This is a genomic window from Microvirga zambiensis WSM3693 (genome assembly GCF_016735695.1).
Taxonomy (GTDB): domain Bacteria; phylum Pseudomonadota; class Alphaproteobacteria; order Rhizobiales; family Beijerinckiaceae; genus Microvirga; species Microvirga zambiensis.
In genome coordinates, this window is record NZ_JAERQD010000053.1 from 15,640 (window position 1) to 39,585 (window position 23,946).

26 protein-coding genes and 2 pseudogenes are annotated in these 23,946 nt (G+C 60.1%); 14 read left to right on the top strand and 14 right to left on the bottom strand.

Features of this window, described 5'->3' with window-relative positions:
- Nucleotides 1–23 precede the first annotated feature (23 nt).
- On the bottom strand, nt 24–251 hold the full coding sequence (gene hfq / locus JKL46_RS27115; protein WP_201839095.1) for an RNA chaperone Hfq: 228 nt from the start codon (nt 249–251) through the stop codon (nt 24–26).
- Nucleotides 252–411: 160 nt separating this feature from the next.
- Here hfq and JKL46_RS27120 point away from each other — a divergent pair, with 160 nt between their 5' ends.
- Nucleotides 412–588 carry a hypothetical protein gene (locus JKL46_RS27120; RefSeq protein WP_201839053.1) on the top strand — a complete coding sequence of 59 codons (177 nt, stop codon included), beginning with the start codon at nt 412–414 and terminating at the stop codon, nt 586–588.
- Nucleotides 589–839: 251 nt separating this feature from the next.
- On the opposite strand, the gene recD2 is transcribed toward JKL46_RS27120, so the two are convergent.
- Nucleotides 840–3,050 carry an SF1B family DNA helicase RecD2 gene (recD2, locus tag JKL46_RS27125; RefSeq protein WP_201839054.1) on the bottom strand — a complete coding sequence of 737 codons (2,211 nt, stop codon included), beginning with the start codon at nt 3,048–3,050 and terminating at the stop codon, nt 840–842.
- Nucleotides 3,051–3,640: 590 nt separating this feature from the next.
- On the opposite strand from recD2, the gene JKL46_RS27135 reads away from it, so the two are divergent.
- The 3 genes from JKL46_RS27135 to JKL46_RS36645 are packed head-to-tail and all read left to right on the top strand — an operon-like array spanning nt 3,641 to nt 5,175.
- A complete protein-coding gene (locus tag JKL46_RS27135; protein ID WP_201839058.1) occupies nt 3,641–4,168 on the top strand; it encodes an antitoxin Xre/MbcA/ParS toxin-binding domain-containing protein in 528 nt (175 codons plus the stop codon).
- Entirely contained in the window at nt 4,165–4,833 is a 669-nt protein-coding gene (locus JKL46_RS27140; RefSeq protein ID WP_343074129.1) for an RES family NAD+ phosphorylase, read from the top strand. The genes JKL46_RS27135 and JKL46_RS27140 overlap by 4 nt, the downstream gene beginning before the upstream one ends.
- Before the next feature lie 27 nt (nt 4,834–4,860).
- Entirely contained in the window at nt 4,861–5,175 is a 315-nt protein-coding gene (locus JKL46_RS36645; protein ID WP_343074130.1) for a PIN domain-containing protein, read from the top strand.
- Nucleotides 5,176–5,213: 38 nt separating this feature from the next.
- Here JKL46_RS36645 and JKL46_RS27145 read toward each other — a convergent pair whose 3' ends face one another.
- The 3 genes from JKL46_RS27145 to JKL46_RS27155 form a co-directional block, all read right to left on the bottom strand.
- Nucleotides 5,214–5,357 (bottom strand): hypothetical protein, encoded by a 144-nt coding sequence (locus tag JKL46_RS27145; protein ID WP_201839060.1) that lies wholly within the window; start codon nt 5,355–5,357, stop codon nt 5,214–5,216.
- Nucleotides 5,358–6,180: 823 nt separating this feature from the next.
- Nucleotides 6,181–8,211, bottom strand: a complete 2,031-nt coding sequence (locus JKL46_RS27150; RefSeq protein WP_201839070.1) for a relaxase/mobilization nuclease domain-containing protein — start codon at nt 8,209–8,211, stop codon at nt 6,181–6,183.
- Between the two features lies 1 nt (nt 8,212).
- The gene (locus tag JKL46_RS27155) at nt 8,213–8,605 is read right to left on the bottom strand and encodes a plasmid mobilization protein (protein WP_425493313.1); all 393 of its coding nucleotides are present in this window, start codon (nt 8,603–8,605) and stop codon (nt 8,213–8,215) included.
- A gap of 434 nt (nt 8,606–9,039) precedes the next feature.
- Between JKL46_RS27155 and JKL46_RS27160 the strand changes: the two genes are divergently transcribed.
- Genes JKL46_RS27160 through JKL46_RS27175 form a run of 4 tightly spaced genes read left to right on the top strand, consistent with a single transcriptional unit; the run spans nt 9,040 to nt 11,175 of the window.
- Complete coding sequence (locus JKL46_RS27160) at nt 9,040–9,483, top strand: hypothetical protein (RefSeq protein ID WP_201839075.1); 444 nt, start codon at nt 9,040–9,042, stop codon at nt 9,481–9,483.
- Nucleotides 9,483–10,208, top strand: a complete 726-nt coding sequence (locus JKL46_RS27165) for a P-loop NTPase family protein (RefSeq protein WP_201839077.1) — start codon at nt 9,483–9,485, stop codon at nt 10,206–10,208. Before JKL46_RS27160 ends, JKL46_RS27165 begins: the two co-directional genes overlap by 1 nt.
- A 26-nt stretch (nt 10,209–10,234) precedes the next feature.
- Nucleotides 10,235–10,849, top strand: coding sequence for a hypothetical protein (locus JKL46_RS27170; RefSeq protein WP_201839079.1), 615 nt, complete (start codon nt 10,235–10,237; stop codon nt 10,847–10,849).
- 11 nt (nt 10,850–10,860) lie between these two features.
- Nucleotides 10,861–11,175 (top strand): hypothetical protein, encoded by a 315-nt coding sequence (locus JKL46_RS27175; RefSeq protein ID WP_201839080.1) that lies wholly within the window; start codon nt 10,861–10,863, stop codon nt 11,173–11,175.
- A gap of 222 nt (nt 11,176–11,397) precedes the next feature.
- Here the strand turns inward: JKL46_RS27175 and JKL46_RS36410 are convergent, their stop codons facing one another.
- The 3 genes and pseudogenes from JKL46_RS36410 to JKL46_RS27190 form a co-directional block, all read right to left on the bottom strand.
- A complete protein-coding gene (locus tag JKL46_RS36410) occupies nt 11,398–11,712 on the bottom strand; it encodes an autotransporter domain-containing protein (RefSeq protein WP_343074132.1) in 315 nt (104 codons plus the stop codon).
- A pseudogene (locus JKL46_RS36415) lies at nt 11,622–12,125 on the bottom strand (autotransporter domain-containing protein); the annotation flags it as partial. The gene JKL46_RS36410 and the pseudogene JKL46_RS36415, both read right to left, overlap by 91 nt.
- A gap of 313 nt (nt 12,126–12,438) precedes the next feature.
- Nucleotides 12,439–12,642, bottom strand: coding sequence for a hypothetical protein (locus JKL46_RS27190; RefSeq protein WP_201839082.1), 204 nt, complete (start codon nt 12,640–12,642; stop codon nt 12,439–12,441).
- A 109-nt stretch (nt 12,643–12,751) separates the two neighbouring features.
- Between JKL46_RS27190 and JKL46_RS27195 the strand changes: the two genes are divergently transcribed.
- On the top strand, nt 12,752–13,045 hold the full coding sequence (locus JKL46_RS27195) for a hypothetical protein (protein ID WP_201839083.1): 294 nt from the start codon (nt 12,752–12,754) through the stop codon (nt 13,043–13,045).
- Nucleotides 13,046–13,574: 529 nt separating this feature from the next.
- Here the strand turns inward: JKL46_RS27195 and JKL46_RS36650 are convergent.
- Nucleotides 13,575–14,294 carry a LuxR C-terminal-related transcriptional regulator gene (locus JKL46_RS36650; RefSeq protein ID WP_201839084.1) on the bottom strand — a complete coding sequence of 240 codons (720 nt, stop codon included), beginning with the start codon at nt 14,292–14,294 and terminating at the stop codon, nt 13,575–13,577.
- A gap of 237 nt (nt 14,295–14,531) precedes the next feature.
- On the opposite strand from JKL46_RS36650, the pseudogene JKL46_RS27205 reads away from it, so the two are divergent.
- Nucleotides 14,532–15,181, top strand: a pseudogene (locus tag JKL46_RS27205) (SOS response-associated peptidase); the annotation flags it as partial.
- Nucleotides 15,182–15,430: 249 nt separating this feature from the next.
- On the opposite strand, the gene JKL46_RS27210 reads toward JKL46_RS27205, so the two are convergent.
- Nucleotides 15,431–15,796 (bottom strand): hypothetical protein, encoded by a 366-nt coding sequence (locus JKL46_RS27210; protein WP_201839086.1) that lies wholly within the window; start codon nt 15,794–15,796, stop codon nt 15,431–15,433.
- A 1,107-nt stretch (nt 15,797–16,903) separates the two neighbouring features.
- Between JKL46_RS27210 and JKL46_RS27215 the strand changes: the two genes are divergently transcribed.
- Both JKL46_RS27215 and trhA read left to right on the top strand, forming a co-directional pair.
- On the top strand, nt 16,904–17,131 hold the full coding sequence (locus JKL46_RS27215) for a hypothetical protein (protein WP_201839088.1): 228 nt from the start codon (nt 16,904–16,906) through the stop codon (nt 17,129–17,131).
- Between the two features lie 170 nt (nt 17,132–17,301).
- Entirely contained in the window at nt 17,302–17,967 is a 666-nt protein-coding gene (gene trhA, locus JKL46_RS27220; protein ID WP_201839098.1) for a PAQR family membrane homeostasis protein TrhA, read from the top strand.
- A gap of 195 nt (nt 17,968–18,162) precedes the next feature.
- On the opposite strand, the gene JKL46_RS27225 is transcribed toward trhA, so the two are convergent.
- From JKL46_RS27225 to JKL46_RS27235, 3 genes are all read right to left on the bottom strand, one after another.
- On the bottom strand, nt 18,163–18,669 hold the full coding sequence (locus tag JKL46_RS27225; RefSeq protein ID WP_201839089.1) for a hypothetical protein: 507 nt from the start codon (nt 18,667–18,669) through the stop codon (nt 18,163–18,165).
- Nucleotides 18,662–19,642 (bottom strand): P-loop NTPase family protein, encoded by a 981-nt coding sequence (locus JKL46_RS27230; RefSeq protein ID WP_201839090.1) that lies wholly within the window; start codon nt 19,640–19,642, stop codon nt 18,662–18,664. Before JKL46_RS27230 ends, JKL46_RS27225 begins: the two co-directional genes overlap by 8 nt.
- A gap of 542 nt (nt 19,643–20,184) precedes the next feature.
- Nucleotides 20,185–20,769: a hypothetical protein gene (locus JKL46_RS27235; RefSeq protein WP_343074131.1), complete on the bottom strand. Its 585-nt coding sequence runs from the start codon at nt 20,767–20,769 to the stop codon at nt 20,185–20,187.
- A gap of 278 nt (nt 20,770–21,047) precedes the next feature.
- Here JKL46_RS27235 and JKL46_RS27240 point away from each other — a divergent pair, with 278 nt between their 5' ends.
- The gene (locus JKL46_RS27240; protein ID WP_201839091.1) at nt 21,048–21,323 is read left to right on the top strand and encodes a hypothetical protein; all 276 of its coding nucleotides are present in this window, start codon (nt 21,048–21,050) and stop codon (nt 21,321–21,323) included.
- Nucleotides 21,324–21,579: 256 nt separating this feature from the next.
- Nucleotides 21,580–21,783, top strand: a complete 204-nt coding sequence (locus tag JKL46_RS27245; RefSeq protein ID WP_201839092.1) for a KGG domain-containing protein — start codon at nt 21,580–21,582, stop codon at nt 21,781–21,783.
- A gap of 546 nt (nt 21,784–22,329) precedes the next feature.
- Here the strand turns inward: JKL46_RS27245 and JKL46_RS27250 are convergent.
- Nucleotides 22,330–23,313 carry a P-loop NTPase family protein gene (locus JKL46_RS27250; protein WP_201839093.1) on the bottom strand — a complete coding sequence of 328 codons (984 nt, stop codon included), beginning with the start codon at nt 23,311–23,313 and terminating at the stop codon, nt 22,330–22,332.
- Between the last annotated feature and the right edge of the window lie 633 nt (nt 23,314–23,946).

The window sequence follows — 23,946 nt, forward strand, 5'->3', positions numbered from 1 at the left end:
CAGAGAAGTCGAGATTTATCGGATCAAGTTGGGTCCGCCAAATCGAGCGACATCGCGGGGTTGATCGCCGAAATCGCATGCTTGTAGATGAGCTGGGAGCTGTTACCTCGCACAAGCACGACCGTAAACTTGTCAAACTGCTCGATCTGGCCCAGCAGCCTGATTCCGTTCACGAGGAACATCATGACCTCAATCCGGTTCTCGCAAAGATGATCGAGGACCGTGTCTTGAATCAGCGGAGGCCTTTGCATATTCACGAACGCCCCTATCCTACGACACGGCTCACATGCGGCTTCGAGGGATTGTGCTTCGGGGAAACCGCTCGACCTCAACGAGTCTCGTCGCTTCTGGCAGCTCCCGTGCAGGATAGTCTCGTGTCGGCCTTGCGGTTTCGTCAAGGCGAAGACTGAGTTGCTCGATCGCGTATGCCGTCACGGGCGCTCCGTTCAGCGCGGTCATTTCTGCCAGATCCTCCGGGAGGGCATCGACCTGCTCTTGGAGGAGAAGAAGAGCGGCTCGGATGGTACTCAACTCTCGTTCATCAACGACAAGGGTGAGTTTGTTCATTGGGGATATGTCGGCCTCTAAACTTGTCTTCTCAGGCTACCTGCGGATGCGGCGGAAACAAGGCAATTACATCTGTGAACGTGAACTTGGGAGAGAATAGAAGGATTCTCAAATGGCCCTACCCCCACTACGGCACTAGGCTCCCTCGGATCGGGAGGATCATAAGGTCGAGCATCCGTTGGCAGCCAATCCAGCGGCCGACATTGTGGCTGCATCGGAGCTGATCTGGAACGCGATGCGGATGGCGCTCATTGATCCTCATCACTTGGCCATTATGAGAGTGCGAGTTCACGCGAGAGCCATTCCCGCAGTTTCGTCCAGCGCTTCTTCATCTGCCCTCCCCTTACCGCCATGGCGACAGCTTTCTTTTGACCGACCAGGACGACCAGACGCTTGCCCCGGGTGACACCCGTGTAGAGCAGGTTGCGGGCCAGCATTGTATAATGCTGTGTCACCACTGGAATGATGACGGCAGGATACTCTGAGCCCTGTGATTTATGGATCGTGGTGGCATACGCAGGAACTAAGGTGTCGAGTTCGCCGAAGGGATAGGACACCTCTCGCCCGTCGAACGAAGCGATCAGCGCTCCCTCCTCGTCGTCGATACGGTCGACTGTTCCGAGGTCGCCGTTGAAAACCTCCCGGTCGTAATCGTTCTGCGTCTCCATCACCCGGTCACCGGGCGAGAAGCGCCAGCCGAACCGCTCCACTCTGGCAGGAGGGTTGGGGTTGAGCACCTCCTGCAGTTGAATGTTCAGATTGCGGGCACCGAGCACTCCCCTGTTCATGGGGCAAAGCACCTGGATGTCTGTCATCGGATCGAGCCCGAACCGGCGCGGCATGCGTTTCCGGATCATCTGGATGATCTTCGGCACACCCTCCTCGGGATCGTTGATCTCGACGAAATAGAAATCGGTCTCCTCGCCAGCGTTTGGCGGCTCGGGCATCTGGCCCTTATTGATCCTGTGGGCGTTGACAACGATCCGGCTCTCAGCCGCCTGACGGAACACCTCCGTCAGCCTCGCGATGGGAATGCGCCCCGAGGCGATGATGTCAGCCAGAACCTGCCCAGACCCAACTGAGGGCAATTGATCGACGTCGCCCACCAGTAGCAGACCCGCATGTGAGGGAATCGCTTTGGTCAGGGCATTCATCAGCGGCACGTCCACCATCGAGGTCTCGTCCACCACCAGCAGGTCGCAGTCGAGTGGGTTGTCCTCATTGCGCGAGAAGCCGCCGTGCTTCGGGTCGATCTCCAGCAGGCGGTGGATGGTCTTGGCCTCCAGCCCTGTCTGCTCGGTCATGCGTTTGGCCGCGCGTCCCGTGGGGGCAGCCAGCGCTACCCTGACTCCCTTGGCGACGAGCAGGCGCAGGATCGTGTCGAGCAGGGTCGTCTTGCCCACGCCCGGTCCGCCGGTCACCACCGCCACCTTGGAGGCGAGCACCAGCTTCAGTGCTTCGCGTTGCGAGGCCGCCAAGATCTTGCCTGAGCGGCCTTCCACCCAGGGAATGGCCTTATCGAGGTCGATCTCGGGCCATGGCAGGGGACCAGATGCCCGCTCGAGCAGCCGGGAGGCGATGGCCTGCTCGGACAGATACAGCCCTTTGAGAAACAGGCAGGTCTCGTCGCCGATCGTGTCCGAGATGATCTCGCCTTTGGACAGTTCCTCAACCACGGCGGTGCGGATCAGCTCTTGGCCGACCTCGAGCAGTTGCTCGGCCAGGCGGGTCAGCGCCTCGACCGGCAAGGCGCAGTGTCCCTCGTCAGTAGCGGTCTGCAACGCGAACGAGATGCCGGCCCGGATCCGCTGCGGCGCCGTCTTCTCCATGCCGAGCTTGGCCGCGATGGCATCGGCGGTCCGGAAGCCGATGCCGCGGACATCCTTCGCGAGCCGGTAGGGGTCCTCGGTCATGACCTGAATGGCCCCATAGCCATAGGTCTTGAAGATGCGTACGGCACGGGCCGTGCCAACGCCATGGGCATGCAGGAAGATCATGATCTCCCGCACCGCCTTCTGCTCCGACCAACCCGACACGATCTTCGATGCCCGCCAAGGGCCGATGCCCTGAACCTCAGTCAGGCGCTCTGGTTGGGCCTCAATGATGTCGAAGGTGTTCTCGCCAAAGGCGGCGACGATCCGCTTGGCCATGGCCGGTCCGATGCCGCGCATCTGCCCCGAGGCCAGATACTTCTCGATGCCCTCGGCCCCCGTCGGTGGCGTGGTCTTGAGCATCTCAGCCTTGAACTGCAGCCCGTGCGTGCGGTCGCTGCTCCAGATGCCGCTCGCGGTGATCCACTCGCCTGCGCCAACAGCGGGCGTATGGCCGACAACCGTTACCAGATCCCGCTTGCCACGCGCATGCACCTTCAAAACCGCGAAGCCATTCTCGGCATTGTGGAAGGTGACGCGCTCGACCGAGCCCGCGAGGGTCTCCAAGATGGGTCGCTGATCAGTCTGTAGCGGTCGGAACATCTGGTTCATGCTGTCTGGCTGGAAGAATGCCCGGCCTCTTCGACTCTAACTTGGATAGCATTGGTGACGACGTCGGTCTCCACAGCAGACTTTCACAATACAGAATGAGCCGTAATCTTACGGCTAGCTCTGCAGTGGTTCGAGTTTAGCTAAGGAGCTCTGTCGAGTCGCAATGGCTGTTTATGTTCTATATTTGTTCTTTTTGTGATCCGAACAGCAAAGTCACCCCAATCATGCTGGCTGCAAGGACACGGTTGTATATAGAGATCCTGTTCGAGGGCGATGCGCCCCGGCAGCTTCGGGATCAGGCGGAATTTGGATCCGACGACCGCCTGTTGCTCGATTGGGACAGCGCAGTACTTACTGTCGAGCGGGCAGCCGGGGGCGGCGTGAAGCCAAAATCGATGCCGTGGTTCGTCCGCCGTGGAGGCTAGGCAGCCTCAACCAATTCAGCGTCACCGGCACGAACGGCCCCCTGCGCTTGATGAGAAACCAGAGGCAAACGTGAGGGTTGATCATCGAGGAGATGAACTTCCATGTCAGCGTTGCATTATGTCCTGAAAGAGATATAGTCCATATCGAGACACAATGGTACTGCCATGGCACAGCCGCTCAAGAACCGAACAGATGCTGAATCACAGGCTCTCCCTCACCTGGAGCAATCGCGCTTCGAGCCTGCCAGTCGCAGGCGCCTGAGCGCCCCCGGCATGCGCACTTTCCTGGCCATAGCCGACCTATGGGCTTTGACCGAGCAGGAGCGCCTCCGGATCCTCGGGTACCCGGCCCGTTCGACCTACCACAAGTGGGCCAAACAGGCCCGTGAGCATGCCGAGTTTACCCTGGACGCCGATGTTCTGACCCGGATCTCGGCAGTCCTCGGAATCTACCAGGCGTTGCGAATCCTGTTCGAAACCGAACAGGAGGGCTTGTCATGGCTTCGCGGGCCGCACCAGGCCACGATGTTCGGCGGTCATCCGCCGATCGAACTGATGACTGATGGCACCCAGGACAGCCTCCTGACCGTCCGGCGCTTTCTGGATGCGGCCCGTGGCGGCTTCTACATGGAGCCCAATGAGGTCGACCGAAACTTTGTCCCTTATAAAGATACGGATATCCACTTCTCGTGACCAACGTCGCTGAAGCGCCTTACCCGACTTATCGCCTGATCCCATCCCGGTTTCCGCCCATTGGCCTGTTCGACATGGTGGCAACGCCTGCCGATCTGTCGGCGGTCATGGACTTGGTCGGGTGGACCAATGACCGGTTGGTGGCCAGCCGCATTGCCCGCCTTCCCCAACAGGAATGGGTTTATGGCCGGCCGAATGCCAGCATCGTGATGGCAGCTTTCCTGCACGTCAGCCCCGCCGGAATGCGATTCAATTCGCCCGACCTCGGGGCCTGGTATGCTGCCAGCGAAATCGAAACGGCGGCAGCCGAGGTCGGACATCATCTCCGACGCGAGGCGGTGGCACGAAGCCTTCCGGAATTGACGCGGGTCTACCGCAGCTATTCAGCGCGCCTCACCGGTGCCTACCTGGACATTCGCGGCCAACAGGCCGAGCGCCCCAATGTTTATGCACCTGATCGCTACGAGGCCTCGCAGCAATTCGGCGAGGCGATCCGTCGTGCAGGTGACGCCGGCATTATCTACGACAGTTTGCGGCGCCGTGGAGGAACCAACGTCGTTGCGCATCGGCCCACGAATGTTCTTGATGTCACGCAGGCTGATCATTTCGAGATACGCGTTCCGGCTGTCGGGCATCGAATTGATGTGCGCAAACTCACCGCTTAGAGGTCGAGGGTGTAGAGCCAACGGTCTTTGCTAGCAAGCATTGCAAAGGCTCTGCGTGAAGGAGCCACGTCAAAGGCCAGCGGTCTGGAAGCATGGTGGGCCGCTGTCGAACATCTTTACGGACCTCGCATCCTTCCTTTTGATGGCGCGGCTGCCCGGGCCGCCGGACGGCTTCTCGACAAGGCTCGCAGCATTGGCCAGTCACCCGGATGGGCCGATGTTGCCATTGCCGGCGCGGCAAAGGCCCATGGGCTCACGGTCCTGACCCGTAACCTCAGGCACTTCGAGCCGCTTGGCGTTGCATGTCTTGATCCATTCAAACAGGTACCTCCACTCCCGTGACGGCAGGTCTTGCGCCGTCCCTCCGATGAGCTGTTCACTCAGACGGGGGTTTGGTTCCTATTGGGTGACGCACTCCAGACCCGGGTTGGAATCTGCAGCACGTTTTCCGCGACGCTATGCAGAATGTCGCCGTCGTCGGCCTTCGCCATCAACTCGGCCAATGGTAACTTGTCGCCGGTCATCGGAGTTCCCGCAGCTGGGGTCAAGTGGGGCAACTCCCCCATAGCCGATCCTCCAAACGACTGCCTCATCCGGCCACCGGCTGGTCAGCAAATCTCCATCAACAGCGTGAATGTTATCGGTCATCGTGCAGCACCGCATCAAGATCAACGGCATACACTCACATAGCGAGTTCACTCCTGGCTCGCTAGATTGCGCGCAGAAATGCCTCCCGGTGGGGGTTTCGTTTCGGCAATCGCCATGTCGAGTTGCCGGCCTTCATGGAACATACCAAAGCTGCCATCGGTAACACGGTGGCTTAGGGGGAGCAGGTGTGAATGCCGCTATAATCGCATCGGTGCCGGGGCCGCTAAGGACCGCCAGTTGAGTGCCCAGACCGGGTCACACGTGAGACAATTCACACGCTCGACTACAGCCCGCAGGCCGAGGTGCCAGCGACGGACCCGGTGTGCTCGCAAGTCACTTGGTTTCAGCATCCCGGCCGAAAAATCGATCCCGCTGCGTCTGCCGGAGATCGATGCGAGAGCAAGCTTGGGCCATGGTGAGGCTGATCGGAGGGCATTCCAATAGGACTTCGGTTCGCCCAATCTGAGGTCACTGTTAGACCGCCGGAGCCTCTGTACGATCCTGTCCCTCAATCCGGACCGGAACGCCACCGGCGTGATCGGCACGATGACTCCTGCGGACCTCAGCCCGACAACTGGCCATCTTCGACCGTCGCGCACAGTGGCTCGCTATCCTTGCACAAGAGCCAACTCCCGCTTGAACCTGCAGGCATCCTGCAAGCCGCCCTTCAAACCTCGCGCGCCGGCATGATCAGCACTCCTAGTCTTTGCCCTCCCGCTCTGTCGTGCCGGAATGCTTTTGTTTGCTTGAGCCCTTCCTTCTTCGATCACTCATGTTTTCAGGTCCGGATCGCGCCGGCTCCGATAAGGTGGATTGTTCAGCCGCCCCTGGTGTGCTTGCTGGCGTGTCACCTGGAACAGAGCCGGTCAGGCCTTCGCTAGCCAATTCTTCTGGCCGCGGAACACTTGCTCCCGCAGCGTCACGTCTGGTGTCCATACTGTCTATCCAGGAATACTGCCGGGCCGCGGCGACATCGGTTACAGCCCGTTCGAGCAGCCATGCCTTGTAGGGGAGCGGTTCCGTTCGCGGGCGATCCTTTTTCCATTCGGAACGGGTCATGGCCCAGCGTTCCGCCTGACGCACCTTCAGCCGGTCCCGCCTGATCCGAAACCGCAGTTTCAGCCCCTTCAACCAGAGCCGGCGCAGGCGACCGGGCTGCAGGTAGTTGATAATCAGCGCTCTCTTCACCTGCTCGCTCCGCTGCAGCCTGCCGTTTTCATGTTGGCGGATCGCCTGCTCTTGGCTCCAGATCCTTTGCCACGCCTCGTCCTCGGTCGCCCTACTCGCGCGACGCTGCTCCGCTCGGTAGACGCCGTATGCTCTCCTCAGCGTGCTATGATCGTTGATGTCTTGATCCGGAAACCGCTTCCACGCTGCTTCGGTCTCGGCCTGGGCGCGCGTAAGGCCGCTTCTCTGCCCCCCCTTAGGGCGGGCATTCGGTTTCGCCGCGATCGACCCGGCATGATCCCAACGCTGGAGACTCGCCTGACGCTTTCCTCGCTTTGATCGCGCGGTCCTAGCGCGCAGCGCTGCCAGAATGTGCTCTGTCGCTTGCCAAGCGGATCGCAGGCTGATGATCCTTTGACCCGCATCTGCCCGCAAAATGGCCGTAGCCGGTTCAGCACGGGTTTGCACAACCGCCGCTGGATCAGCCTCAAGCTTCCACCACTCCGGCCTGTTGCCCATCACCTCTCTTGGCCCGGGCTTCGGCGCGCTAGCCTCAAGCGCGAGGGTCGAGCCCAGCGCCTTTGCCCTTCGTTGGCGGGCCGCCTCCCGACCCTGACTTGGTGTCCGCACAACCGCTCCACGCCCCGGTATTCCCGCCTTGGCCGTCAGAGCAGCCCGCGCCCTGCCCTCAGCATGGTCGGGATAATCCCCCCATCGCGACGCCAGCGCACTGTAGCGGAAATCGGAACCGACCGCAGAGGCCTTGCATCCCGGTGCATCGTCGTCGTGACCTTCAGCGAAAGCGAGCCCATGAAACGCTCGCCCGTTCTTCGTCGATATTCGCACCGTATGCTTGATGACGATGCTATGCTGGGCAAGGTCGGCGGCGAATTCCTGCCAACTTTCTGCCTCTTTGGCCGCTTTGACGATCGCAGGCCTGACTACTTCATACCACGGCAATCCGCCGCTGATCTCAAGCCGCACTCGATCCCGCTCGTTGAGCCGCGAGCGGATGGCTGGCGAACAAGCATCGCCAGAGCGGTGCCCCTCCCCTTGCCGCTCACGCTGTGCTTCAACCATTGCCCGGTTATGCTTTCCCGGCACGATGGCAACGCCTCGCCGCTGAGCGATCTCAGCCATACATCGTTCCGAGTGGACCTTGTACCACGACATCAGCGCCGCCCGTCCATCAGGACCGACCCGATTTGCCACAACGTGAACATGGCGATTGTCAGTATCGTCATGAACCATGGCCATGTACTGGTGCCCACCAAGCTGGATCGAGGCGAGCATCTTTCGAATATCAGCTTCGATCATCTCGTTTGTCGCCGGCTCATCCCGAGCATACGAAATAATCCAATGAACGACCGGATCGACAGCTCGGCTCAGGTCAGCCTGAGCATCCATCTCCAGGGCGGCGGTTTCCACGGATAACACGCCACGCAAGAAAGAATGGCTCGGGCGATCACGCTCCTCGCCCTCGATATAAGCCTGACAGGCAGCAAAAGAGCCGACCCGACCTTTGACCCCCAGCGGGGGCGGGATCGCCTTGCAGATAGGCATTTTAATCCCGGAGCCTCTTTAGAATGGCGACAATGGTACCCACGGCCTCCTGAGCCTCTTGTGCAAGGACAACCTGTCCGCCGTCGTCGGCTTGCTGTCGCAAGGCCAGCAGATCGAGACCGAGAGCGGATAAGGTGCGGACAGCCTCGCCCATCTCGGGCGCGAGCCGACGCTGACGGCCGACCTGATTCAGCGAGTGCCCATCGTCCGTCATGAGCCGCGATCGGCAATAGTCGGATAAAGTCATTCCTGCCGCATCGGCCTGCTGCGCCAGCATCGCCATCTCCACCGTGGTTAATCGCACCCGTAGAATCTCATCTCGCCGATCGCGTTCACCTTTCTGCGGACGAGGCATCTCAGACCTGCCGATGCGATGATGATCCGGACACACCATCAGGTGTCAAGATGACTACAATGGCAGGGCTCGTGCAGCCGCATTTCACCTCCGCATAGGTGGCATTGGCGCGATTCATACAATGGTGACCTTTCAAAAGGAGATGCCGGATCAAGGGCTGATAGCAGCTGACGTCGATACCCGCACTTGGTTTTTTGTAGTCACAACTCACCGCTGGCCCATTTCATAAGCTTTTGGGATCGCCGCCCGCTTTGTGATCAAGCTGATTGCCGCTGGATAGCCGCGCGAATCGGGTCCATGCCAGAGCGAATCGGCAAAATTTCCATGCGAATCGGCAAATTCCGCGATGCCGAATCGCCAAATTTGACAACGAAGAAGCACTTCTCCATAGGCGAAATCGTGCGGTCCATCTGCCGCTACGGCACCCCTTCCTGAACCAAGGTTGAGGTCCACCTGACTTGATAGGAGAGACTATGAACATTGATGAACGCATCCTGCGGCTCGGCGAGTTAATCGGCGCCATGCCGATCCAGAAGAGCCCAACGCGATTGGCATTCGAGGCAAATTACGAGAAAATCGAGGGCGCGCTGGCGAACGGAAACAAGTATGAAAGCATCTGCAGTTTCTTCGAGCAGCTAGAATTTGTCATAGCTCCGTCGACCCTCCGTCAGTACGTAAGAGAGGAGCGCGCGAAAAGGAAAAAGGCCGCAGACGCTAAAGTCACGGAGGAGACATCCGCACCCAAAGGCGACGAAAAGAGCAAAAGGAAGCGCAAGGATAATGCGGACGCAGCACCCAAAGTAGATAAGAGACCGCACACAGACGCTGAGGAAACGCCAGCCGTCGGCACCCCTCCTGTTCAGCGTCTGCTGCCTGCAGCCCGTCCGCAGCCCGGCAAGATCCAGAGGTCATTCTGATGCTCTTAGTTAAGTCCACAGGTGAGAAGGGCGGCTGCGGCAAGAGCATTTTCGCGCAGATCCTCGCGTCATACTTCGGCATGAAGGAGTGGCGATGGAAAGGCATTGACACCGACCCGGTTAACCAGCAGTTCGGGACACTCGGTGAAGAGCGAGTGACGGGGTTTAACCTCCAGGCAAGCGGTCATTGGATTGACGCAGAGGTCGAGAAATTCGGCAATCTCGTTGGCGAGGCGATGCAATCTGGTGAAGTCGACGTGATTCTTGTCGATCTCGGAGCGGCGCAACTCGGACTGGTCGACAGGGCACTGAGGGACATCGGCCTGGACAGCTGGATTGGCCGCGGAATTACGGGGGTTTATGCGTACTCAATCGTTGAATCCAATCAGTCTTTGACGACGCTTGCGAACAATATGACCAATCTAGACGGTCGACAGGATGAGCATTGGCTCGTCGTTCGCAATGCCAAGGACGGTCCCCTCAACTCCTACAATAACAGCTCGTTCGTGCGCCCCCATCTGCTGAGCACTGGCGCTCACGAGATCGACGTGGAGGCATTTCCGAACCCATCGATCTTCAAGCGATGGGCAGAGTCTGGTCAGCTGATTGACGAGTTCGTTGCCAATAACCCCAGCTTCTCCGCGGGCTCGATGATGGCAACCTGGGCTAAGAAGATCTATGATCAGCTCGATAGCTTCGGTCCCTTTCAGGGGGTGAAGCCGTGAGCAGGTTAGGAGATGATCGGACACCGGTGACGCGGATCGATTATGTGGCGCGCGTGCTGGAAGGTCTGCAACCGTCCGAGGCGGCCCGGTATCATGCAATGCTGTCGGAGGCAGCCTTGCGTCATGGGCTGCACTCGGACGTCGATCGGGATCATCCTGTCATTGGAGTGCTGGCGGAGATGACGCTTCACGGCACCAAAATGGCGAGTATCTTAGGGGAGATGAATGCGGTTGCTGCACGGTGTGAAAACACCGTGCAGCAGAATAGGGATATCCTGCGTGAGTTCGACGCTCAAGCGTTCCAATTCCTAGATCGGATGAAGGCCGCTGAGCAGAATGCTCTGGACAAGATCTACGAGCCTTACAACGCCTTCAAGCAGAACGAGATCAAGCAACTCCTCGAGGGGCAGCGGGTCCGGTCGGTGGAACTCGACAAAAGAGCGGCGATGATGGTGGAAACCATGGCCAAGGAGCGGGTGAAAATGAACGAGGGAGTGCGCGCGGCAGAGATTAAAGCCGAGCAGCGGGAGATGGCCGCGCGTAAGCGCGAGGCCCTGGCCAGCCACATAATCATGAAGCCATTCGGGTGGGTGTTTGTCGGGATCTTCATCGCGTGGCTGCTGTCGAAGATCTTCGGATGAGGAGCGATGTTGTGAGTGCTGACGATGATGGTGTAATAGATGCCGGATTTGCCGATACGGTCAATCCTAAGCTCACTTCGTCAGAATTGTTGCATCTGACCGCAAAGATCGCCGCTGAGATCTATGTCGGTCGTGCGGGGGAGCCTGTAGGTCCGCGTAACGCTCAACGGACCTATGAAATTCACGATGCGGTCAACGAGGCCGCAGCCCTCCTGACAGTGGCCCTTACGCCATCCCTTGCCGCCGATAGCTATAGGATCGCGGCCGCGACCTACGGCGTGCCCTCGCTTCTGGATGCGGTTGCCGCAAACGAGAGGATAGACTAACCGCATGGGTGGGGCCCAGGATTTGAGTGGCGCTCATGAGAAAAGAGCGGGGGCGCGATGGCGCCCCCGCTCTAGAGAGTGACAAGGCGATGGTGGTCGTTTTGACGGGTGTCTCAAGCTCCTTGCTGCCTCGGGAATGGCCACCTCATGAACAAGACTTCGGGGATTGAAGGCTGCACAATGGCCGACGATCGGTGCAGTCCCAGCATTCTGATCATGCCATCACCATGTGTTCCGCATGCCGAGATTGCCCACGATCGTGTCGCGATCCGGACCGTTGAGATTGGTCGTGTAATCGGCCACCGCGAACAGGCTCACATTCTGCGTCAATGTCGCCACGACGCCGGCTCCGACCTCGAGCGCGGTCGCCCCGAACGACGCCGGCAGCCCCACGCTGCTGAACCGCGTCCGGTCGGTGGCATCGAAGCCGTGCCAGAGGTTGACCTTCAGATAGGGCCGCCACGTGGTCGAACCGTCCTGGAACGTGCCCTGCAGCCGTGCACCGATCCGTCCGGTTCGAACCCCACATGCTGCCAGATGATCTGCGCCTGCGGCTCGAGCGAGATCTTGTCGGTGAGCCAGAACCGATAGCCGCCCTCGAGCGAGGCGATGGTGGAGTGGCCTTCGAAATCAATCCCGACGCCTCGGTTGGAGCGCGGCTCGCCATCGAGCCAGGAATGCATCAGCACGCCGTCGAGATACCAGCCCTGCGGTCCGACATGGGTCCAGTACAGTCCCAGGCTCGTCGCATCCATCGGCACCGAGCCGCTGGCGAAGCGGCGCTGGCCCAGCGCGAAGCCGCGCACGTCGCCATCGGCCTCAGCATGACCGACGAACAGGGCGAAATGGTCGCGATGCCCTGCCCAGGTCTCGGCAGCGCCGACATCCATGCCAGCCTGGAAGCCGAAGAGATGGCCGTCGAATTCCGGCGCCTGAGGCCCGCCGCGGTGGAATTCGGACTTCGAGCTGAAGACCGGCCCCGGGCGATCGGGAAACCGCCGTTCTTGGTCAGAAGGCTCTGCTCGCCCTGACGCTCATGGAAGGTGCCGAGGATTTCCAGGCCGATGAAGCGGGCCAGTTCCGGCAGTCCGGCATAGACGACCGCCTCGGGCCGGAAGAACGGCACGGGTCCCGGACCGGGAGACGGCGGTGTCGGTCCCGGTATGGGCGGCTGTGGTTCAGGCTGCGGATCGGGGATCGGCGGCTCGGGAGGCACCGGACCGGCGGTATTACGCAAATACCAGTTGTTCTCCCTGCCAGGTGTCACACCGCCGCGAAACAGAAGATATTCGTAGGGACCGGCCGCAACGGGCCGGACAGTACGAATGTTCCTGACGGCGTCATGCCGCCCCGATCGGCGTAATCGGACGTCCGGTCCATGTCTTCCATGAGACGGACGAGCGCGGCGTCATGGCGGCTGTCGTTCCCCTCTCGCGCCTCCCGGTTATCCCTGTGGGACGCATCCACACCCAACCTCCAGCAATTGGGGGCAAGGCGTTCCTACCTCTTCATGTCACTCCCGCAGCAGCCCCTATCGGCGATAGTCAGGCATGGGATATGAGTGGGATTGGCAGTGATGAACCGTCTACTGATAATTTTGGCAGTTGCAGGATGGGGGCTCTGCGGGTTCTTCTTTCTGGAAAGCCGCTCGGGATCCGGGGCGCGGGCTGAGGTCGCTCGCTTGACCCAAGCCGTTCGAACGGCCGAGGCGGACCGCGATGCGCTTGCTGCAGAGTTAGATCAATTCAAAGAGGCACATCAGGATCTGAGGCATGTGGAAAGGCGGGTCGCTTCCACGACCGAGGAACTGAAACATCTCGAGTATCTTCGAGCTCGGGTCAGCGGCGAGATTGACGCATTACGCCCCTAAGCGCTCTGTCCGCCCCATTCATCCTCTCATGCCGTTGGAAGAGCGAAATGAGCGAACCAAGGCCGTTGTATCCGCTCCGCGGCTCAGACCATCTGGCCTAAGTGACAGCCTGAACGTCCGGCTCGATCCTTAGAACGCGGTTGCGCTTGAGAATGGGGAGCCGATCTGACGGCGACGATGGGGCGACTGGTTCGATTTGGCAGGCGCCAGGGCCGGACGCATACACCTTCAGCAACGGAATGTTTACGCAGCCCATTCACCATCATTCGGCCGGGCGCGTTGCGTATCAGCCCGAACCGACGCGGAGCCCTTACTCTCCGCTGGACGCCCTGGTCGAGACTGAGGCAATGCTCGACCGGGGCGTTTCGTTCAGGGCGAGCCTCAAAGCAAACAAACCCATCCTTCCTGGACATTGTGGCTCAACCCATCAGGTTTATTTTTGCGCACGTGGCTCAGGGCGTCATCTATTAATGCCACGGCACTCTGGCTGGAGATGTGCGTGAACAGCGTCTTGGCAGTCAGAGCGCTCTCAAGAATCTGCATACGTACGAGGGGCAGGCGTCATACGATCGGACGCCCACATCGCGGCCTGGGTCCGGTTGGCTGCCCCGATCTTGCGCAGGATCGCCTTCACGTGAACCTTGATCGTCGACTCGGTGACATCGAATTGACGGGCGATGACTTTGTTCGGCTCCCCATTCATGATGCCGCGAAGGACGTCGGCCTCACGGGGGGAGAGCTTGCTGACCCGAGCATCCACCACCTTCGGACCCGGATCAGCCGCCTGACGCTGCTGTTCCTGGTGCGCCGATGCCGCCCCGAGCAAAGAAGCGAGCATAGTCGACGGGATAACGGCTTCGCCCAATGCCACCAGCTTGAGCAACCTGACCAGCACGTCCGGTGCCGAAGCCGTCGAGCAGAATCCGTCGGCTCCTGCCTCCCGTGCCGCCATTACGGTGCTGATGTCGAAGGCCTCAGCAAGCACGGCAACCCGGGCCTTTGGGAACTGCTCCCTGAAGCGGGTAATGGAATCCAGGGTTTCGCTGATTGCGGGGGAAGCTTCGACGATGCCGAGAGCGGGGTGACTTTCAGATGCGACATCGGAGATGAGGAAACCCTGGTCCGAGAGCAGGCCCTCAAGGCCGACCCGCAGGATGACGGTCCTCGTTGCGAGGACCGTCTTGATTGCCAGGCTCTCGCCTTGCCCATGCCCATGGCCGTTTCCCGTAGTGCTGCCCGCGCCGTTCACCTCAGCCCCCAATGTCCGGAGAAGTATGGTTACCGAAAGGTTAACCACTGATAGTTCTAGTACTTTAATCCTGTCGGATGGCTACTATCCTTTGGGGGTAGGCGCCTGCCAGCTCACAAGATGTCCCGCGTTGTGGCTTCCGAGTTGTCGAGATGATCGGAGCGGCCAGAAGCCCGAGGACGCCCGCGGCCGCCGCCGCTAAGATCCGAGCCCTGGAATCAGGACGGAGCCCCTCGCGTCTGCAATCTCTACAGCGTCCACACCCCCAGGCGATGATCCGGCAGACCTTCAACGTCGACCGGGACAACGCCGGCAATCTTCCGCCTCTGCCCGGGATCTTCCCTGACCAGATGGCACCGGTGGTGCGGATCCATCATGGCGAGCGCGAGCTGCTGCAGATGCGGTGGGGCTTCCCGCCACCGCCGAAGGTCGGCAACCAGCCGGTCACCAACGTCCGCAACGTCGCCTCGCCGTTCTGGCGGGCCTGGCTCAAGCCGCAATACCGCTGCCTGGTGCCCCTGACATCCTTCAGCGAGTACGGGGACACGAAGCCGCGCAAGACGCCAATCTGGCTCGCCCTGTCGAAGGAACGGCCTCCGGCGGCCTTCGCCGGCATCTGGCGGCCCTGGACCGGCGTGCGCGGCACCAAGGCCGACTCGACCGAAGGTGAGCACCTGCTCTATTCCTTCCTGACCTCGGAGCCGAACGGAATCGTCGGGCCGATCCATCCCAAAGCGATGCCAGTGATCCTGACGACGCCCGAGGAATACGAGACCTGGCTGACCGGGCCGACGGAGAAAGCATTGAAGCTGCAGCGCCCCCTTCCTGACGACATGCTCGAGATCGTCGCCGAAGGCCAGCGATCAGACCAGCCGGAGGCGGCGTAGAGCTCGCGGGTATTTGCAATACTCTCCAGCGAGCTAGAGGAAGAAGTCACCTTCACGAGTGTTGAGACGGCCTTCACCATGATGGCGAGATCCGCTTTTCCGTCGCCATTCACGGCGCCGTAAACGAGGATACGAACGTATCTCTGAGACATCGTATATCGAAGCCGATGTGAACGGAGAGCTACCTCAATCTTTAACCGCGGCGGGGCCAGGCAGGTGCATGCTCGGCCCTATTTTACCTTGAGATTTCTACTCAACTGCAATCGCTTTGAGCGCCCGTCTGACAGCTACCTTGGCAGCTTCAATGTGTCCTGCAGCCAGCAGTTCATCGACGATCCTGAGAGCCATGACGGCGTCGGGCCTCCGTTCTGCATTTGTTGGAACGGCGGACACACTTGACCCTGCCGCACCAGCAAGATCGTCGCTTTGGCCCAGAAGATAGGCCGGATTGCACTTGAGTACGGCTGCGAGGCTCGCGAGGGCATCCTCATCTGGCTGTTGGGTGCGGCCCGTGATGATGTCCTGAATGAATCCGGCTTCGAAGCCCGCTTCCAGGGAGGCACGGCGCCACGAGATCTTGAGCGCACTCACCCTTTCTCCGATGCGCTCGTTCAAGATCGCGTTCACGGTTGGCTCCTTTGGGTGAAGTCGTGACCAAAAGCCAAAAGGCGGGAAGGCGGTACATCCGCGCGCTTCCCACCTACCTCTCGGCTCTACCCATCTTCGGCTAGACATAGTTAATTGGGCGTTAATTCACCTGCCGGAGGCAAAGGCAGCATCGGATCCATCGAGCGCTGCGAACCTAATTATTCGATGGTTCTCGAATCGACGTGGCTGACCGTGTCGACCTAAAGGATAAGCGGTCCAAGTACCCGCACTAGGCCCGGGATTACCACCCGCTGCTAGGCCACTAGTGACGGGTGCCGGTGATCGTCCGGCGAGGGGTGGCGAAGAGGGATCTTCTCACGATCCGGCAGTGCATTGAATCGTCTGCTCCGCTCACGCTGCGTGGGCTGAACTGCCTTATGACCTTCCGCCACAATCTGGAGTGCAGCATGCGGCAAGGGACATTTCGGCTTCAACGCCTCTTCGACTGATGCAGTAAGCCTGGTTTCAAACTCTTTCGGTGTCGTCAAGATCACAGACATTGCCTTAGGATGGATGGGCTAGATGACACTATCGGTTCCGTAGCCAGAAACGAAAACAGCATGTGTTCCCCTTCGGCGGGATCTGCCTTCGTCCCTCGAATGCCCTTCCACTGACATGGCAGCTACCCCCCTTACTGGGTTCCTGGAGGCGGAACATAGGGCACGTCGTCAGGCTCAGGATCCCCGTGATCAGATAGGGTGCCGTCTTCGGGAACGGGATCAAGCTCCGGAAGCTCGGGTAAGCGAGCCGGCTCCGGCAATATGGGATCGTCCGGCTTCGGATCCCGTGGATCTGGGCTGCCAACCATTTTGCACTCCATAAAAGCTGTCTCAGAGGAAGCGTTCACTTAGGCGACAGTTCCCTCGTGCTCACGGAAGAGGAAAGCTCCTTGGAAGGACTGGCTGATCCAGATTCCCTCTAGCCATAGGAATCCTCTCCAGCCCAGCCTCGCTCGAAGCGAGGGGAGACATGTGGCTATTTCGCACATCTCTGAGGACGTGGTGACCTTCCCACTGACCGCGGCTGCCCGCATACTTCGTCTTGTCCGGCAACTCGCGTGGGAGCGGCAGTGTGATGATCGAGACGTTCAAACGGATCGACGATCAGACGATGGGTTTGGTGCGGGAGTTCGCCCGTCAGTACGGGTGCTCCGATGAGGTCGCGCTGAAGTTCCTGCTGAAGGTCGGAAAGTACCCGCAGGGCACTGATGAAGACGACGAGGCCTATGCGGCGCGGCTTGAGAGGACGCCCGATCCGGACGTGGTGGCTCGTCGTGGTTTTGAAGCCGCGAATGACCAGTAAGGTGTGAGGGTCGAAAGTTCGGCCCCGGTGGGGATTTCTACCACTACGGGGCGACGGCCCCGGGTTCGCTGATCCGAGTGTGCGGGGGCGGACACTACTGTGCCAGAGCCTGCCCGCGTCTTTCCTCATTTGACAGGTACCCCTCGGCAGCAAACTGCCGTAGGGGATGAATCTTGCACCGGCCGGCGACTGGACGCTTCGAGTATGATCGAGCTGAACTCTGGGCTGATGGAGTTGTCCATGGCCTTGGCATCGCTCTCGGGCTTGCTGCCGTTGCGGTGCTCGTGGCTGCGATCCCACCCGACCCATCGGCATCAGACCTGATCCCGAGCCTGATCTACAGTGTCGCGGTGATGGCAGTGCTGGTGATCTCAGCCGCCTACAACCTGTGGCCGATCACACCTGTGAAATGGTGGCTGCGCCGCTTCGACCACGCGGCAATCTTCGTCCTGATTGCGGGCACTTACACGCCGCTCCTCGTACGCATGGGCAGCGCGCTCGCGCCGCAGATCCTGATGGTTATCGTCTGGGCGGCTTCCACCGTCGGGATCGTTCTCAAGATAGCGCTGCCCGGACGCTTCGATCGCTTGTCGATCGGCCTCTACCTCCTGATCGGCTGGAGTGGGGTTGTCCTGTGGGATCATGTCCTAGCACTGCCAACCGCAACCCTTTGGCTGCTCGGCGCCGGCGCTGTGCTATATACCGCCGGCGTGATCTTTCACGTGTGGGACAGCCTGAGATTTCAAAACGCGATCTGGCACGCCTTTGTGTTGGTCGCGACGGCTTGTCACTACGGCGCGGTGTTCTGCTCCGTTGCCATTGCCAAAAGCGCATGACGCTTCACTTTGAGTGTACCCTTCGCATACTGGCCGCATTGGACACCCCAAACAAGGCTGAACAATCCTTCATAGACCACGTTTTGACAAAGCCAGGATTAAGAAGAGTGGCTGATCGTCAGAGCAGCGGGCTCAGCCACCTTTTGTCAGGACACTGGTCCGCCGTCGACGGAGCGGTCAACGCTGCCCCGCTTGTCACCCCTCAGGTGTCTTCCAGGGCGCATAGGAGATGTAGGCCAAGCGCACGAACAGCAGCGTAAGTGTCCGCTGGACCGAGATCTCCATCGCTTTTGGCTCTCCGGTCGCGATATCATAGAGCAACTGGCAGGATTGGCCCGACAGGTCCTCGCGCGTCGCGATCCACAGCAGCTCGATGACGACTTGGCCTGGCGTGTGAGACACCGTATAGCCGCCAATTCTGTGAATAGCAGGAGCATTCCAGGATACCCACTTTTCTTTGCCCTCTCCATCGAGTTCGACATCGCCGACACCGGCAGCCCGCCCGCGAAAGCCGGGCCCACGGTCCTGAAACAGGCCGGTGAACGAGAAGCGCCGCCTCGGCGTGACAGGGATCAACGCGATCAACCGCTTTGCATCCTCACGGGAAAAGGTCGGCCCATCCATCGTCAAGCGATCGAGGATTGCATGCGCCTCAAGCCGAGCCTCCATCGGAAGGTCTTGAGCGCTCACGCCCTTACTCATCGGTGGCCTCCCCGTCAGCGGAGAGACCCCGATTGGCGGCGAACGCGTCTATCACCCATTGCGGCGTCGCACTTTCGACCCGCAGGATGCGGATGACATCATCGTCCAGGATGAACCTGACCGTACCAGCGCCGGAGGCTTTGATCTGCGCCAAACGATGGGAGAGGTTATCCCACGGCAACAGGAGAGCCGGAACGGTGGGCTCAGCCGTCGGGTCCATGGCATGGAGAAGGATGCGCGCGTCGAGCCCGCTTTCCTCCAGGACCAGCCCATGTGAAGCCACCAGAGCGGCAAGGCGCGCGTAGTAGGCATGGTTCCGTTCGCTCGTCGTGAGACGCTTCAGGCCGAAGGCGAAGTCGACGTGTCTGAGGAGCGAGGCGGAAAAGCCGGCATCGACGAGAGCCTTGAGGCGCTCGACATGCAAGCGGGCCGGATCCGGGTCGGTGCGGGCGATCTCACCGATCTCCTCCTGAGCCAGCTCGGTGGTGAGGATGAACATAGCATCAGCCAGTGAACGCAGCTTGCCGGCGTCATCGATAACGCAACCATGGCTCCCGATCCGCTCGAGGCGCGTGCGCAGGTTCGGGTGGGCTTGATCGATGTCCTGAAGCACGAACACGTCGTGAGGATTGTCCTTCAGGGCCTGCTGCAACGAGACCACTTCCGTCGCAACGGGGGACGACGAGAAGATCTGGTCGATATCCTCCCCTGGATTGCCGGCCAGCTTGTACAGGCCTCCCATGCTCCTCAGGGATTGAATGAGGCCACCGACTATATCGAGATGGCTTTCTCCGGCATTCGGACCGGTAATGAGGAAGACGCCAGGCCTGCGCTGTAGGGGGCCGAGCGCGATGTGGCTGTAGGTTATCAGGGCGAAGACCGCGACAGCTTCATCCTGGCCGATGATGCGTTTCCTGGTGAGTTCGGCGAGGCTACGTATGACTTGTGCGGGATCGTCTTGAGGTGTGGACATGGAATACGTCTCAATGAGGGTTGATGGTGAGTGTGGGCTGGCCCGCGTTGTGTGGGCCGCCCGTCGAAGGATCGACGATCTCACTCTCGTCCCAGGTGCTGCGCCGCTTCGGGCCAGCCTTGAGCGAGGCGTAGGTGTCCCTTTTTGGGATTTGTCTCGTCTTTCCTTCACCCGTCCGATAATCTTCCCGTCGTTCTCTCCTGGGATTGCTTCACCTCTCCTCATGACGTGTTCGGCACATACCGACCCTGTCGAAGGCAAGCAGCCGGCCGTATGATCGTCAGGGACATGCGACAGTGCCTTGCCCATTTAGATCCTCGCGATGTGCTGGACGAATGCCGCGCCGCAGGCTCTCAGGGTTGCGATGGACCCCAGCCGCGTCAGTAGCTCGGCTGCATCCCCAGCTCTGGGCGCGCGAAGAAACACTCCCCACACGTTTCCTCGCGTGGGGACGAAAGGCATCAATACGGCTCTCGCAACAGCCGACCTCGCGGATCACGCGAAAGCGATGAGCGTCATGCTCCTCTGCAAATAGGGACCGGCTAGAGAGCCAATCCCGATACTGTGCCATCGCGCCCCACGAGGGCGATCCGAATGCCGGCCCGCCTGACCAGCGGCCTGCGCCGCCAAGTCTCCGCAAGCATGCGGAAGACAGGTGTATCGGGCACGGCTGCGACGACGATGTCATCGCCGCCGATATCGAACAGCAGCGCTTCTCCGAGCGCTGTCGTCAGCAGCGAATGCTCGGCGCGCCCTGGCTTCCGGGCCAATGATCCCTTGCTGCATTGTGCGATGATGCGGCGGCCGTCAACTGCGGCGACCACGTCGCCCTCGCCAAGGCGCGAATGGACCCGTATCGTCTTGTCGCCGCGCCGGTAAGCGCCAGTCCAGACGTTGCGGGCGGTTTGCGGCTCCTTGGATTGCTCCCATCCGGTCGAGGCCATAAAGCCACCGATGTCGAAGACGCCACCGTCGCCGACCTTGATGCCGGCCCCATCGATCGCGACGCCGGCCATGGCTCCGGAGGTGGGGAGTGATAGGATGAACTCGGCCAACCGCAGGGCCACCTCAGCCTCCGGCATTCGGTCGACCGGCAGACCGAGGTCCCGCAGAATCTGGTTCCTCACGATTTCGAACCCTGGCCGGCTACTTGCACCCTCATCGCCTGAGCTATCATTCGTCCGTATCGCCCCTGTGCTGGTGTCGGTTGCTCCAGCGCGCCCTCAAAGGATCCGCATTGGCGCCGCTGCCAATGGTATTGGCCAAGCTTACCTCGTCCTGTTGTCGAAATACGACACAGTCAATATTTCTGCTGCACCGGCCTAGTGTTGACGCATGGTTCATGTCTAGTGCGAACTCTCATTCAGAAGGCCGTAAGAGCCTGGGAATTATTGCGGGGTGTACCATGAGCGACAAGCAGGCAAATCAATGCGGATCGGTGGCGAAGCTCCATCCCGTCAGCACCCCTCCGATCGATGAAAACACCGCCTCGATGATCGACCTGCTGCAGGAACATCTGCGGCTCGCTCGTGAAGGCAAGCTGCGCTCGCTTGCCGTGGTGTCCGTTTCCGCTGACGGATCGGCCATTGGCACCCAGTGGTCGTGCGATCCGGGTGATATGGCCTCGCTGATCGGCAAGCTCACCGTCCTCACCCACGATCTCATGGCCGCCCGCAAGTAATTCCTTGGCCGGTCGCCACAGGGATAGTGGACATCGTCGGAATCATTTCGGCCAAATGCTTGATGTCTCTTGGTGAGAGCGCAGCCGCTGAAGAGGACCATGTCCTGCCAGGGGATCCCGCTCGTGTGTACCCTCTACAGCGTATCAAGATCCCGCGCGGCGGCCGGTCGGCATCCAGAAAAGTTCTCTGAGTGCCCGAACTTCTCGTTGAGCTGGCCGTTCTCGGCTTAAGGCCAAGGTGTCTCGGAGAACGGTCATGGGCGCTGATGACAACTCACCAAAGCGCGGCTTTGCCTCAATGAGCGAGGAGAGGCGTCGCGAGATCGCCAGCAAAGGCGGCAAAAGCGTCCCGGCTGAAAAGCGCCATTTCTCCCAGAACACTGCATCTGCCTCCCAAGCTGGCCGCAAGGGAGGCCAGAATTCACTTGGCCGCAGGAAGGATCGTCAAGGACAGGGCTAGTTCAAGCTAACTGGACCTGCCGATTGCCAGTCCTGTTAGGGCAGCATCCTTACGCGAGTGGTCATGTTATGAGAATGGAGAGCCTTGTGATGACACTAGAAGCTTCTCCAAGACGGCTCCTCTCAGCACGGTAAAACCCCGCATTACCGATTCAGAAATGGCGTGGAAGTCGGCCGCCTTCACACAGTGTAAGGCACCTGACTGCAAGCGGGCTACCCTCAATGCCGCCATATCCGACGGCGTTGCCACCGCTGCTTGAAACCACCGTCGGAACAGGCCCATCCTCAGGCAAAGCGTTGATGAGCCTGCTCAGTTCGCGGAGGTTTGCGCGGAAGCCTCCTCAGCACCGCCTTCACATGGTCCTTAACAGACTGTTGGCTGGGTTCAGGAGCGTCGATGCAATTGGCGTTCCGCAAATTCCGCGACATCTTCGGGATTTGGATCTCCAGGGCTCGTGCGTTTACGGGTATCGAAGTCAGGAAGGTTTGCCAGACACGACATGACGCATCCGGGATTATCACGGTGGGATCGCGGACGCCGATTCTGTCACTGACCTGCCGTCTCGCCGTCAGGAGTGGATGCCGGCTGAGCATCGGCAAGTGGGTTCGTTGCGTCCTGTGCCAATGGCTCGCCAACCGGAACGACGGTGATGATCCCCTCGCCCAGCACCAGCCGCACCGTGTGAACGCCCGCGGCCTTCGCCTGCGCCAACCGCGCATCGAGCTCATCGCGCGGCAACAAGGCATCCTCGGGAGTGGGCTCGTTCGATGAGTCCATGGAATGAGCCAGGATCCGACCATCGATCCCACCTTCTTCCAGAATAAGGTCATGCGCGGCCACTTGCTCGGCAATGCTGCGGTAGTGCTCCAGAACGGCCTCGCCCGCGCTAAGAGTTCTCAGGGCAAACGCGGTATCAATGCTCTTGAGGAGTGAGGCCGGGAAGCCTGCGTCGACGAGGAGCTTCAGGCATTCCACATGCAGTCTGTCCGGATCCGGCTCGCTGCGGGCGATCTGTCCGATCGCATCCCGTGCGACCTCGGTGGTCAGGACAAAGATTGCCTCGGCCAAAGGAATCTTCTCGCCACCTTCATCGTCAATGAAGCCTTGGCTCCAGGCGGTCATGAGGGTCTTGAGAAGCTTGGGATGGGCCTTGTCGATATCCTGCAGAACGAACATGGCGGCCGGATTATCCCTCGCTGAGTGCAGCAGAGAGCGGACCTCGGTTCTACTGGATTGAGGTGTAAAAACATGGCCCAGGTCTTCGCCGTGACTGGAGGCCAGTTCATACCGTCCGCCGGTCTTACTGAAGGTGGCGGCAAGGCCAAACGGCAGCCCGAGATGGTCGTCGTCGAAATTCGGGCCAGCGACGAGGAAGATGCCGGGTCTGCGTTGCAGCGGGCTGAAGGCGATGTGTCGGCAGATTTCTGCCGCAAAGGCCGCGACAGCGGCATCCTGGCCGATCAGGAGCTTTCGGGATTGGGTGATGAGTTCGCGCATGGCCTCGTCAACGGTGAGGGAACGTGTCGACATGAAGTGTGTCTCTTGGGGAAGGGTTGATGGGAGTGGGACTGGCGCTGCTGACGTGAGGGCCAGCCTGTTGCAGAAGGTGACGATGTCAGGCTCGGCCAGGCCGAAGCGCTCTGGTTCGGCTTTGCGCGAAGCGTGAGGTATCCTTTTTGGGATTTGTCTCGTCTTGTCCTACGCCCGTCTGATGCTCGTCCCATTCTTCGTCCTTGGGATCGTATCTTCTGGGGTCTTCTTCCTCCCCTTCCTCACTGGCGCCAACAGCGCCATGGTCCGTCAGAATGCCGGTTTGAAACCGGTATCGCAGGCGCCCCAGCTGAGATGCCTCTTGGCCAGGGCACGGCATTCAATCTGTGAAAGGATGATCGCCTACCCGATGGATGCGATCACTGAGCATCAATTAAGGAATGGCTCGAGATTCAGGTGTTGAGCACTTAGCAGTTGCGATGCTGTTGGTGGTGAAGCCAGGTTTCCCAAGGCCTCAATTGCCTTGTTCGCTGCAGATTGGATTTCAACTATCTGCCAGCCCTTGCTGACCACAAATCAACACGTCCAATGAAAAGCCGTGAGCCTTTCTAGGCTGATCAATCCATTAATAGAATTCGAACTTCAAAGCATAATCCAACCATGACGGGGGAA